The organism is Psychrobacillus vulpis (assembly GCF_006861825.1).
GTDB classification, from domain to species: Bacteria; Bacillota; Bacilli; order Bacillales_A; family Planococcaceae; genus Psychrobacillus; species Psychrobacillus vulpis.
This window is the reverse complement of the sequence record NZ_VDGI01000028.1, coordinates 1-13,705: the sequence shown is the minus strand read 5'-3', so window position 1 is coordinate 13,705 and position 13,705 is coordinate 1. Positions and strand designations below refer to the sequence as shown.

Annotated in this window: 11 protein-coding genes; all 11 read right to left on the bottom strand. The window is 32.4% G+C overall.

The window, feature by feature from the left end; all coding sequences use genetic code 11:
• Window positions 1-12: 12 nt before the first annotated feature.
• Window positions 13-1,695, bottom strand: a complete 1,683-nt coding sequence (locus FG384_RS18145; protein WP_142644100.1) for a GNAT family N-acetyltransferase — start codon at window positions 1,693-1,695, stop codon at window positions 13-15.
• A 13-nt stretch (window positions 1,696-1,708) separates the two neighbouring features.
• On the bottom strand, window positions 1,709-2,620 hold the full coding sequence (locus tag FG384_RS18140; RefSeq protein WP_166462486.1) for an NAD-dependent epimerase/dehydratase family protein: 912 nt from the start codon (window positions 2,618-2,620) through the stop codon (window positions 1,709-1,711).
• Window positions 2,617-3,717 carry a glycosyltransferase family 4 protein gene (locus tag FG384_RS18135; protein ID WP_142644098.1) on the bottom strand — a complete coding sequence of 367 codons (1,101 nt, stop codon included), beginning with the start codon at window positions 3,715-3,717 and terminating at the stop codon, window positions 2,617-2,619. Before FG384_RS18135 ends, FG384_RS18140 begins: the two co-directional genes overlap by 4 nt.
• Window positions 3,718-3,795: 78 nt before the next feature.
• On the bottom strand, window positions 3,796-5,316 hold the full coding sequence (locus FG384_RS18130; RefSeq protein ID WP_166462485.1) for a GNAT family N-acetyltransferase: 1,521 nt from the start codon (window positions 5,314-5,316) through the stop codon (window positions 3,796-3,798).
• Window positions 5,317-5,557: 241 nt separating this feature from the next.
• Window positions 5,558-7,087: a murein biosynthesis integral membrane protein MurJ gene (gene murJ / locus FG384_RS18125; protein ID WP_205961821.1), complete on the bottom strand. Its 1,530-nt coding sequence runs from the start codon at window positions 7,085-7,087 to the stop codon at window positions 5,558-5,560.
• 271 nt (window positions 7,088-7,358) lie between these two features.
• On the bottom strand, window positions 7,359-8,414 hold the full coding sequence (locus tag FG384_RS18120; protein ID WP_166462484.1) for an O-antigen ligase family protein: 1,056 nt from the start codon (window positions 8,412-8,414) through the stop codon (window positions 7,359-7,361).
• Between the two features lie 181 nt (window positions 8,415-8,595).
• On the bottom strand, window positions 8,596-9,504 hold the full coding sequence (locus FG384_RS18115; protein ID WP_142644095.1) for a glycosyltransferase family 1 protein: 909 nt from the start codon (window positions 9,502-9,504) through the stop codon (window positions 8,596-8,598).
• 29 nt (window positions 9,505-9,533) lie between these two features.
• Window positions 9,534-10,232: a CpsD/CapB family tyrosine-protein kinase gene (locus FG384_RS18110; RefSeq protein WP_142644094.1), complete on the bottom strand. Its 699-nt coding sequence runs from the start codon at window positions 10,230-10,232 to the stop codon at window positions 9,534-9,536.
• Complete coding sequence (locus FG384_RS18105) at window positions 10,225-11,076, bottom strand: YveK family protein (RefSeq protein ID WP_142644093.1); 852 nt, start codon at window positions 11,074-11,076, stop codon at window positions 10,225-10,227. The genes FG384_RS18110 and FG384_RS18105 overlap by 8 nt, the downstream gene beginning before the upstream one ends.
• 67 nt (window positions 11,077-11,143) lie before the next feature.
• On the bottom strand, window positions 11,144-11,887 hold the full coding sequence (locus FG384_RS18100) for a tyrosine-protein phosphatase (protein ID WP_142644092.1): 744 nt from the start codon (window positions 11,885-11,887) through the stop codon (window positions 11,144-11,146).
• Window positions 11,888-11,944: 57 nt separating this feature from the next.
• The gene (locus tag FG384_RS18095) at window positions 11,945-12,577 is read right to left on the bottom strand and encodes a sugar transferase (protein WP_338101360.1); all 633 of its coding nucleotides are present in this window, start codon (window positions 12,575-12,577) and stop codon (window positions 11,945-11,947) included.
• Window positions 12,578-13,705 lie beyond the last annotated feature (1,128 nt).

The window sequence follows — 13,705 nt, the reverse complement described above, 5'->3', positions numbered from 1 at the left end:
TACGAATTCATTTTAATATTTAGAAACTTTCTTTCTAAAAGTATAATATGAGGCACCTTCTCTTTTATTTACTTCTTCTTTTTTTACTTTTTTATTTCCAAATATTCTTGAATAAGAAAGCTTCTCTGTTGTTTTAAATCCGAGTTTCCCCAATCTCTTAACGCTTTTTTTATCACGCTTGTTGACGTGTACAAATATATGTTTAGGTTGGTAGTTTTCATGGACAAATGAAATGACACTCTCTAAGTGTTCATTCTCCCAATCCCTAATATATACGCTTCTTTTCTTTAGGTTTGATACCACCTCAATATCGTCTATACGTATTACTTTTTCATTGACCCAAAATGCTTTATTCGGATCTGTAGAGTAGTAACCTTTATAACCGTTATAAATTTTTTGCAATATTTCTCTTCGATCATTCTTTATATTAAGACCAGTTTCAGGTGTAATTTTTTTAAAATGACTTTTCATATTCGTTTCATTTACATCGAGTTTAGCAATAACATATTTTTTTAGCTCATATAAGTAAGGCAATAGCTTTTTCTTCAAAATAACTTTTCTAAAATTAATTTTTTCCTTATTTCGTATATAGTACTTCAATTTACCAATATAATTTCTTCGGAAAATCACAAGCGAATAATATTTTCTTAGCTTAGAAATAATCGTTTGTTTTGCCCATAAAAAATTTCGATAGGTTTTAGCTCTTAACGTATTTGTAGAAAAAATTGTTTTTCTTGTGTAATCGAGATCTGTATTCCACTCAAATTTATAAGGTTCATAGCCTATGCTCATATCTAGTTTATGAAATCCATCATCTATAATTCTTTTAATCTTCTCTTTAACTAGAATCCTACCAGGACCATAGACATCAAAGTCGGAATCATGTCCTAATACATATCCCAAATATCTTCCACGGCAAGAAAAACCGTACGTAAAAGAAATAATTTTATTTTCCAATGTTAATGTTGTTAGTCGAACACCCAATTTCCCATGATTCTGCTCTGCTAAATGTTGAAAGAAAGCTTTTTTTCTATCACTAGAAAATCCGCTTGTATCATTTTTCTTTTCCCATCTTTTTTGATGCACTTTAAATATTTGGTTCATCTGTATTGCGGAAGAGATTTGTAGACGAACTTCTCCAAGTAACCTTAATCTTTTTTCCCTTCTATCTAAACCATGCAACTTTTGACGAGATTTCATATATTCCTCATAGGAAAGATTTTGTAAATCAATATAAGGTGTTACAATTCGATAATATTGCTCTTTCATATTTCTAGCTTTCAAATAATTGGATAGTTGAAATGGTGTATCTACGCTTTCTAATAACCCATGTAAATAAAAAACTACACTCTTCTTCTTTTTAATTATTGCATCAAAAACAAACATAATGACCCGATCAACGTCTCTTTTTTTTGCAATTATATCCATATAATTAGCATCGCCTAAAGCAAGAAAATGTAGTATATAGCCAAACCAAGTTTTTTTCGATTGAAATGGAAAAAATGCTATTATACGGTTATGCTCTTTAACTGCATATATTTCTACTTCTTCATTTTCACCTAAAAACTGCCACCAATTATAAACAAATTCATACTCTATAAATGGGTTCGTATTTTGATTTGCTTCTAAAATATCCGACCATTCTTTCTCATAAACGCTCAAATGTTTATACGATTTAATCAGAATGAGCTCCAAATAATCATCCGTTCTAGTTAGGTTTTTTTAAATAAGAGTAATATTGAATGGTTTCTTTTAGTCCCTCCACAAAACTATATGTTGGACTCCATGCAAAATTGGTTATCGCTTTCTTATTCGATAGGATGCTTCTTTCTATCTCTCCATCACGAAGCGATTCGTAAATTGGATTCGTCTGAACTCCAGTAAGTTCCGATAATACTTCATACACTTCTTGAATGGATATTTCTGTAGAAGAGCTAATATTAAAAACACCTGTTTTATCAGACATTAATGATTGTATGCAAGCTGCTGCAACATCTTTCACATATATAAAATCTCGTGTTTGATTGCCATCAAAAATAATTGGATCCTCTCCATCTAAAATACGATGAAGGATGCTTGTAATTACGCCACCTGCTTGCAAGGGACCAAACACGTTTGAGAATCGCAATATGCAACTTTTTAAATCAAATAGTTTTTCGTATAATTGAACATACTTTTCTGCGGAAAGCTTGGATAATGCGTAGAAAGAAAGAGTAGAAAGCTTACTATCCTCTACAACAGGAAATGTAGTTGGATTACCATATACTGCTGCTGTGGATGCGAAGATAACCTTTTTCACGTCATATTGCTTGGCAAATCTCAGGACGTTAAGAGTTCCAACTAAATTTGATTGGCAATCTTCCATCGGTTCAATCATCGAATTTAGAACAGAAGATTGCGCAGCTAAATGAATGACATAATTCGGTTGTTCGATTCGAAACACATCTTCTAACTCATTATTTGAAATATCCATCTCATAAAATGGGACATCTGTTACTAAATTACTTACTTTACCTGTAGATAAGTTATCTAATGCAATCACTGAAAAATTTTCCTTTACTAATTCCTTTACAACATATGAGCCGATAAAACCTGCTGCTCCAGTTACTAATACTTTCAACCGTTCTCCCCCGATACTATTAAATTGCGATACGTAGAAATAGTTTTTGTGTACATCTTTTCAAATGTGAAACTTGCTTCATATATTTCTCTACTCTTTTCTCCCATATTTTTTCGAAGTAATTCATTTTCTATTAATATGGAAAGAAGTTCAGATAAGTTATTACGAATTAAAAACCCATTTTCTGTATCTCTGACGGCTTCTTTTACCCCTCCAACATTGGATGCAATAATGGGAAGACTGTGTAACATTGCTTCTAAAATGCTTAATGGTAGTCCTTCCCAAGCAGAAGTAAGCACGAAAAGATCCGCATCACTTAATAGCCCCGCAACATTCGAATGACTCCCTAGAAAAGTGACTTTATGACCTAAATAGTTTTCTTGTACGAATTGTGCAGATGCTCGTTTTAAACTCCCATCTCCCACAAAAATCATTTGCCAGTTTAGATGTTTAATATGCAAGAGTGCCTCTAAAAGCTCCAATTGTTGTTTTGGTTTTTCAAAACGAGCAACCATCAGAATTTTTACGACCTCTCTGTTGCCTTTTTCTAATGATGTATTTTTTGAATCCATTACCCCATTGTGAACAGTAATTATTTTTTCGGATGGCAGCACTTGATGACGAAGTGCTAAGTTTCGATCTTGATCACAGACAGTAATAACTTTCATCGATAATTTTCCTACCCACTTCTCGATGCTTAGATATAAGCGTTGCTTTTTCTTCTCAACTCCTTCTGTAAACGCCCACCCATGAGCTGTAAATACAGAGGGAATTCGAAGTGACCAGCAGGCAATTCTACCGATAATTCCAGCTTTAGAAGAGTGAATTGCTACAATATCTGGTTTTATAAGCTTTAATTTTTTCCTAATTTCTAAAAAAGCAAGAAAGTCTTTTATGAAACTAATTTTCCGAATTAAGAACTTACTGTGCATATAAGTAACTTCTTCTATTAATAAACCATCTGCGATTATTTCATCTCCTCCGGAAATAATCGTCACCGGATGCCCATCCATTGCAAGTTGTTTGGATAAATCTCGCACATGTACTTGAGCTCCTCCAATTTCATTCATATGTGTGATTAGTTGAACAATTTTCATCAATTATCCCTCATTTTCTTTGATGGAAACGATGCAAAATACAAGGTGTACGTGATTTACTTTTCCTAGAATTTATAATTAGGCAGAATTTTTTTCATTAGTAAATATAGCTTTTGAGAATCCGAGGATTGTTCTTTTAAAAATTTGTTGATGGATGGTAAATCCTATTTTTTCTAATTCACTTATTTCTTTATTCAAATTTGCTTTTACACTTATAAAGATTTTGTTAGCTTTACTTATTTTTTTAACATATGAGCAGATTTCCGCTAAATTTTCTGTTCTCCAGTTTTCTATATGAACCGAACTCTTTTTAAAAACCCTCAAATATCCAATATTATCTATGCGAATTACCTTTTCATTTGTCCAAAATACATTTTCAAAAGATAGATGCCCAGGCAGATAATACCCTTTATATCCTCCATATATTTTCGTACAAATATCCCTCATATGCTCTTTGACAGAATCATAATTGTTAATCGCTTCTCTAATTGTCAGCTCCACATATTTATCTTTCTCTAAATCCTCAGGTACATTTTTACTGGCAATTTCATAAATAGTGTAGCGTTTCCATTCGAATAACTTATTAAGTTTTGGATGGATAAAAGCTGCTATTTCTTCCCTCACACCTGCTTTCTCTGTTTTGCTCAAAATATTCTTTATCACATAAAGAAATTTTCCGATTTTATTTCTCTTAAACAAGACAAGCCTTCGATTAAGCTTAATACGTGAAATAAATAACTCCTTCAAAGAGAGATACAACCTCAGCAGCTGAGCTGTCAAACTTTTAGATGAGAAGATTATCTTTCTTGTATAATCTATATCTGTATTCCACTCAAACTTGTATGGTTCATATCCAATACTGAAATCGACAATATTAATACCGCGTTTACTACATTGAAGAATCTTATCCTTTTCCAATATTCTGCCTGGACTAAATACTTTAAAATCATCCTCGAAACTTATAACATAGCCAACATATCTTCCTCTACATTTGTATCCATACTTGAAAGCGATCATCTTACCATCCATAAAGAGCCCATCAATCTCTGTCGTTAAAGGTCCTTCTTGAAGCTGCGCTAAACTTTGATAAAATTTCCTTTCTTTCTTATTTGTAAAGCCACTAGTGTCGCGCTTTTTTTTCCATCTCTTATGATGGAGGTTGAATATCGTTTCCATATGCTCAGGTCCAGTAGGTAATACTTCGACTACTCCACTTTCCCTCATTCTTTTTTCATTTTTGTCCACGCGATGTAACTTTTTTCTTTTCTTTAAATATTCTTCCTTTGATATTTTTTCTAGATCAATAAAAGGTGTGATTACACGGTGTGTGGAATATGTCATCTCCCTGTTTCTTATATATCCTTCCAATCTCCTAATAGAAAAGCCACTCTCTAGTAGTCCATGTAAATAAAAAACAACACTTTTTCTCTCAACTATTATGAAGTCTAATACAAGTGCTATAACGTATTCCAAAGAATGTTTATAGGAAATAAAGTCCATATAATTCGCATAGCCAAACCCGATAAAATTATATTTGTATAACCACCCTTTATTTTCATAAAGAAAAGGGAAAAACGCGATTATTTCACCATTATTCAAAACAGCAATAATTTCTACATTTTTATTGTTTCCAAGATGCTTCCACCATGCATATATCCAATCAAATTCAATAAAAGGATTTGTATTTTCGTTCTCTTCCAAAATAAAAGACCAATCATCTCGAAATTGATTCAGTTGTTCTATTGATGTAATGGTTATTAGTTCTATATTTTTCAGAAAACCAGTCCCTTCATAAAAAAATCTGGTCGACATATTAGCATAATAAATTTTTTCGACGTTTTTATAGATGAACTTTCTTCCGTATAAAGTTTAGAAATAGTTTCGTTTCCTTCACTTTTAATAGTGTAATTAGAATGAAGTAGATGATACTTCCAGCGAAAACAACTACCATCATTCTTAATAACGCATTCCATTCCGCAAATACATATTTATTTAAAGCGTATACAACAACCCCCATTACAGTTGAAGCGAAAGACACTTTCATAAAGGTGATGAAGTTCCCTTTCAAACCGAACGCTCCTATTTTTTTTCGGAGGTTAATAACTAAAAGTGTCGAAGAAATAAGTGCTGAGATACTAGTAGCGAGAGCGAGCCCACTGATTCCCATGTAAGAAGATAGTATGAAATTTAGAATAATGTTTAAGACTACTGCAATAGAGGCATTATACATAGGAGTTTTCGTATCTTGAAGGGAGTAAAAGGTCCGATTTAATATCTCCCGGAAACCATACCCAATCATCCCAATAGAATAGTAAAAAAGTGCATGAAAAGTCATATCAATTGCATGATCGTCAAAATGTCCATACCCAAAAAGTAATCTAATAATAGGCTCTGCTAAAATCATTATTCCAATACTGGCAGGCACAACGATAAGAATCACACTTGAAATAACTTCACTAATGGAATTCTTAAAGTCTTCCGTATTTTTTTGGGCAACCATTTTGGAAATGAGGGGAAACATTACTGTAACAAATGAAAGTACAAAAATACCTTGTACAAAATCATTTAGTCGACTAGCATAGGTCAAAGCAGAAATTCCTCCTTCCACCAAGGTGGAAGCAATAGTTTTATCAACAATCAAGTTGATTTGGTCAATGGATATACCTATCATAATTGGGAAGACGATCATTGCCATTTTCTTTATGTTCTTGTCTGTGAACTGAACAATTGGGGCATATCGATAATGAGTTTTATATAATGAGGGCAATAAAAAAAGCATCTGGGTTAATGCAGCAAGAACACTTCCAAATGCCAATACAATTACATTTGTTTGAGCGCTAATAAAAATTGATAAAATAATGATTAAGTTAAAAGGAAACCCAATCATAGCAGGTATAGTGAATTTCCCATTAAGCTGTAGATAACTCATGAAAATTTGGGTTAGGCTTGTGAAAATAATCCCTACTAAGGCTATACGAGTAAAAAGCACAGCAGTTTTCAATGTTTCCCCATCAAAACCTAATGCGAATACTTTTACTATGACTTCAGAAAAAAGAAAACCTATTACGATGACGACCAATGAAATAATTAATACAATATTAATCAAATTATTAGTAAATTCTGTTGCTGATTGATGACCTACATCATTTTCGATTCTCTTGAACATAGGTATATATGCAGTGGAAATCCCAGTAATAATCAGACTGAATAATACGGTTGTAATCGTAATCGAAATGATATATGCATCACTAGTAGAAGTCGCACCATAAAAATAAGAAAGAGTAATATCACGTAGAAACCCAAATATCTTAGAAAGAACCGTTATAACCATTAAAAGTACGGCTATTTTTTTCATCGTATCAATGAACATTCCTTCTCTTCTTTTTATTTATGGAGCAAATTTATGAGTAATTACCTGCAATTCTTACTTCGAAAACTTAGATCTTTAGACCTGAATCTCTTGTCATCAGAAGAATATATTCTCGTTCTAATAGTATTATATTCAAGTAGGATAGGTAGACAGAACCAAGAAATATACACGAAATATTTTTGATAGCAAAAGACGATTCAATCCTAAGATAAAATCGCCTTCTTTTTGTTTGTACACATTTTTCTTAATTAATTCACACTATAAAATTTATCTACTTGCTTTTTTTCTTTACATGAATAAATATGATTCCCAAAAGAATTCCTAAAATTTGTGGAACATACGAAACACCTCCAAGATTATGAGTTGTAAAATTCATAAGAACAAATATACAGATAAAAACTAAGAAAACTGCACTTTCTTTAGCATGATTGAAAGATTTAAAGACTCCTATTAATAAAACTATTAAATATAAGATTAATACTATTCCACCGTTTATAGCAAAAAAATCAATAAAGGAATTGTGAGATGATGAGAGATTATTATGGAGGTCAAGTGATGTTATTTCTAAAGTATTATTTCCATTTCCAGTAAAAACTTTTTGTGTGCTTTTTTGTAATATCTCTTTCCAAATATCTATTCTCCCCGTACTTCCTCTTTCTGCATCGAAAATGTTGTAATAGAATATTGGGCTCAATTTAATACTGTTGTTGTAATAACAATATAGTATCCCACATATCGCAACGCCGGATAAAAGTAAAAACTTTATTTTCCTAGATCCGTAAACAATTATTGCAATAATAATACAGAGAGCTAGTGATAAAAGAGAGGCTCTTGATGCTAGTACTATAAGATTTAATATGTTTACCATCAATATTAAACTATAATATAGTTTATTCCCTTTATTTTTAAATAATAAATAGATACAAACTACACTACTTACTGCTACAACTGCACCTTGATAATTTGAATCGAAAAGCCCGTGTACAATATTAAATTGTGCAGTCTGTAATGTCGTTAAATCAATGCCCCCATATGAAAGTGCTGTTATAAAGGAAGTGATTAATGTGATAAGACTTAAAAAGATTCCTGGATAAATTAAAAATTTTAAAAAGGTATTCTCATAGTTATTTTTTAATAGAAAATTCGGAGCAAGTATACAGCAATACAAAAAACTCAATGGAAACAAAGCAAACTTAATGGCATCGTTTATAGTTATTTCACCTTCGATACCATTTATTATTTGTACTAATATAGTAACCATTAAGAGTAAACAAATTAATGACTGTCTATTTATTAATCCCCTTAATTCACTCTTTCGTAAATCCAATAGTAAATTCAAACTGCTTAATGTTATGAATAAGACAATGACAAAATATGCTATTAATTTATTAACACTGTTAAAATAGCTCAATAATCCTAAACAGGTTGTACAGAAGATTAGAACTAAGCTTACTTTTTTTTTGGAAATATACATGTGAATTAGATCACTCTTTCGACGTTCAATAAGATTAATAAGACTTTAATGACATATTCAAATAATTAAGCAACCCAATGTTATTAAAAATACTCTCCCATTTTAGATCCTCTACATTTGGTGTGATAAAATCAAACTTTTCAATATTTTCTCTAGTAAAATTTATTAAACTATCTTCTAACTTGAAAAACCTTGCTCCTCGACTATTTTCAAATTGATTTACCCATTTGTAGTCAGTCGTAATTATTTTTAAACCTAAAGCGCAGTATTCTAAGAGCTTTGTTGAAGTTTGAATATTGAATGGAAAAATATCAGGCATGTAGTTAATACCGTAAACCGCTTTCGAAGCCATTGTTGGAACTTCTTCATGATTTAATTTACCAGTAAAAATAATATTGTCATTATTTTTAAATCTGCTATACAATTCATTGGAAACATTTCCAATCAAAAGGATATTTTGTTCCATATTTTTTGTTTTAAAATAGGTTAATAAAATATCTAACTTCCTAGCCGTGTTAATATCGCCAATATAAACAAAATCATATTCTTTCTTATTGCTTGCTTTATAAAAACTATCTGAAATGCCCATGTCTCGTTTTAGAGAAGGAATGTTATCTTTAAAATTCATTAGTTGAAATAGCTCTTCGTTTAAAAATACTCTCCCTGCTGGCCTGCTGTTTAAGTATCTCTTCAATAAATCCTTTTGTTTAGAAAATTTCCCTACGGAGAGAGAACAATATTCATGAATGTGAAATTGATTATTATTATTCCTTCCCATTTCAAATCCCATGAAATTCCAAACAACATCGCATTTTTTAATACTTTCTTTTTGATCTTTATAAACTTCAATAGCACTAATCCCGTTTTGCTTATTAATATAATCCATATAAGCTTTTATTTCAGGCAGATAAGATTTCCCTTTATTTACAAAAGCTATTTTCATATTTTTCAGCCTTCCAATTTAACTTTAATTTACACTCTTTCTCCGTAATATTCATAATAGTAATGACCCTTTTCAAGTTTAAAGTTGTTAAGAATCGTCCCAATAATATTTGCATTCGAAGCTTTGAGTGCTTCCTTAGCTTTAACAACATTACCTTTATCCGTTGCCCCTGAGCTGATGACAAGAATTGTGCCATCGCATTTATTTGATAGAATTTGTGCATCTGCAACCGAGAGGACTGGAGGAGCGTCGAAGATAACAATGTCGTATCTTGCTTTCATTTCTTCAATGAAAACGTCCATTGAAGTTGATCCAAGGAGTTCAGCAGGATTTGAAGGTATTGGTCCGCATGTAATTAGGTGTAATCCTACGACTCCAGAATTTTTTACAATATATTCAAATTTCCATTGACTCATTAGTCGGTTTGTTAAACCTGGGGAGATTAATGTATTAAATGTGTAATGTATAGTCGGTTTCCTCAAATCTCCATCGACGAGAAGCACCTTCTTACCTTCTTGTGCAAAAGAAATGGCAACGTTTGCTGCTATCGTTGATTTGCCCTCTCCACTAGAAGCCGAAGTGAATAGAAGTGTATCCATTTTCTTATCCTTCATCGCAAATTTTATGTTCGCACGGAGAGTTCGAAATTGTTCCGAAACGACTGATTTGGGATCAGTGATTGTTACAAGTTTCCGTTCAGCTGGTATCCGCTTTTTCTTTTTAAACATCCTTCCCTCTCCTCGACTTTCTACTACGACTTTTCGATTCCTTTGTTTTTTTCGATTCCTTTGTTACTTTAGGTTCCTTTGTTATTTTCGATTCTTTTGTTATTTTCGGTTCCTTTGTTATTTTCGGTTTCTTTGTTATTTTCGGTTTCTTTGTTATTTTCGTTTTCTTTAGAGGAATTGGGCTAATGAGACCAAGAATTGGTAACCCTAATAATTCATCAACATCCTGTTCCGTTTTTACGGTGGTATCTAAATATTCAATTAGGAAGGTAATTCCGACTCCTAGCATTAATCCAATAATAGCTGCAATTGCCATATTAAGAATTGGATTGGGATTAACAGGATTTATATTCTTTGTATTGACTGCCGGTGATAAGATGTTTACATTATCGACGTTCATTAGTGTTTGAATTTCTTCTTGAAACACTGACGTGATCATATTGGCAATATCTACAGCCTTTTTTAAATCTGGATCTTGAACGCTAACTTTAATAACTTGCGAGTTTTGTTCACTGCTAACTTTTATTTTTTTGTTGAGTAGTTCTGGAGTAGTATTTAAATCTAGATTATCGACTACTTTTGATAGAATAACTGGACTTTTAATAATGACATAATATGTGTTGATCAGTTGAAGATTCGTTTCTATGTCTAGAGTGTTAAATTGATTTTGCTCTATTTCCTTCTGACTAATTAGAATTTGAGTTGAAGCTTCGTAAGTCGGAGTTAGTAAGAAGTAGCTAAATATCCCCGTAATCGTCACGGCTAAAACGAATGTACTGATAATGAGCACGAGCCGTTTCTTCATTATTTTGAATAAATCTTGTAGACTAATTTTTTCTCCCATAAGAGTCGAGCCCCCCTTTTGTTCCTCCATTCGATAGCATCCGCCAATATTTCATAAATCACCTATTTTATTTGAAGCTGATGGGGAGCATCGGTTGAAATCCAGTACCTAATATGACGTGTTTTGCATTTTCGTTATAATAAGTTACTTGATTTTCAGAGAACTTTTTTCGTACATGCTGATACGCATCATTCAATAAAAAAGGCCGATTTACATAATGATGTGCATCCGAAGATATAAAGTGAACTAAATTATGTTTCAATAAATCTATTGTGTACTTTTTCAAATTTCTACCTTGTAAACCAATCAAAGTAGAAGCAGTTATTTGAACTAGAGAACCTTTATTCACCAAATCATAAATTTTTTGCTTGTCTTTCCTGAGTACAGTATTTCTTTCTGGATGTACAATGATTGGGGTATATCCCCGCAATTGTATTTGATAAAGAGTTTCAAAAGTTGAAATAGGAAAATGATTTCTCGGTAGTTCTATTAATAAATATTTCCCACTATTAGCTAGTGTTAATAGATCGTTCTCTAAATCTTCAAGAATGCTATTGTAAAAATAAACTTCTTGCCCCGGAAGGATTTTCACCGGAATATCCTTTTTAAGGAGCTCCTTGTTTAATTTGGCTACTGCCTCTATTACTATCGAAGGAGAGTTTATATATCTTCCATTATGATGATGAGGAGTGGCAATAATATGTGTTATTCCATTATCGACTGCATTTGTAGCTAGTAATACTGCCTCTTCAATGGACTTTGGTCCATCATCAAGTCCAGGTAAAATATGATTATGAATATCTACAAGCAATCGATTTCACTCCTTCAGTAATAATCATGCAATCTAAATATAATAAAATTCGAATAATCAGTATGCTCCCTTTCCGGTAATTACAAGTTTTCCGGTCTGAATGATTATCTTCAAATCTAGTAGTAATGAGTAGTTTTTTACATAGTATAAATCGTGTGCTATTTTTTCCCCATGAGTAATAGAAGATCTTCCATGAACTTGTGCGTATCCTGTAATTCCAGGCTTTACTTGTAAACGCTTCTTTTGCTCTTCAGAATAATGATTTGTAATTTCGATTATTTCTGGTCTAGGTCCAACAAAGCTCATATCTCCTTTTAACACATTCCATAATTGAGGAATTTCATCTATGCTGTATTTCCGGTATATTTTACCTACTTTTGTAACATTCAAATGACTTGGCTTTGCAAAAGAAAAGTCTTTAGGAACCCCTCCTTGCCATTTATATTGGTGACCATTGAAATCCAGTGTCTTCGTTTCCATGGTTCTAAACTTCCAAATCGTAAAAGAAGTATTATGCAAACCAGCTCGAGTTTGCGTAAAAAAAATAGGCCTTCCGGAAAATATGAAAAGTATAATTGAGAATAAAAGAATCAATGGAATGCAAATTAATAGAAGCGAGAAACTACCTACTATATCTGCTATCCTTTTGCCAATGCGGTGGTATAAGTAATGCTTTGAATCCCTTAACATCATATCTTTGACACTCTCCAAATTACTATCTCCTTAAAATTCGCAAAATGCGAGCTACTAGAAAAGTATATTCTTGTTATCTACTTAAAAAGAACTACAAAAAAAAACTTTTAAACAAATTAATCGAAAAAAACAAGATGCTCCAAGGTTTGTACGTTAGTAGTGCTCGTAATACAATTTTCACAATTATAGGACTCAACTTATTTGGCTATCTCCAAATAAAAACAAATAATTTTTTCCAATTTTTCGCGCATTTTTCACTAGTTTATGCAAATGAAAAAAACGCAATTGGACACTCTTAGAAAGTTGACAAAAGTTTTTTTCTAAGACTGGCTTGCGTAGAAGGGCCTAGCTTTCAGGACAATATAAAACCGGAGACCTGTTTCTATTAATAAGAGTGACTAAACAGTATGCTTGTGAATTGTGGAGGTCATATAAAGTTTTTTTAGGAGGCAATATAATTGATGGAGGCTAAACATGCTTTATTTTACGGGGGACACCCGTTATATAATTGGAAATAAAAAAAACTAGATGAAATCCATCTAGTTTTTTTAAAAAGCGTGTGCAATAAATCCGGCTCAAAGAAAAAGGTCTTTATAATATGAAGTCAGATGGTAACCCGACCGCCACCTCCTTTTCTCCGTCTATATGTGTAAGACAAACAGCTACTTTATAATGTAACAACTTTACCGAAATACAAAATAAAATAACACCAGTTGCTATTAACCGGCGTTATTTCTCATCATTTATGAAGCATTGGTTTCTTCGATATACCTTCTGCTTGTGCTCGTATAGCTGCTCGATATGCTCGGATACTCATTACATATGCGCGGATAACTTCGTGATATGCTCGGATAAGCTAGGTATGCTCGGATAAGCTAGGTATGCTCGTATAACCGCTTGATATGCTCGGATACTCATTACATATGCGCGGATAACTCGGTGGTATGCTCGGATAAGCTAGGTATGCTCGTACAGCCGCTAGATATGCTCGCATACTCAGTCAAGTCCTTATAATTGTGTAAAATGCTAATTACAAGTCTTCAATTGTTTTGTATCACAAACAGATTCTGTTCGAAGTATGAATTTGATTGGATTGGAAGGGGGTACCCCCTTCCAATCCAATCA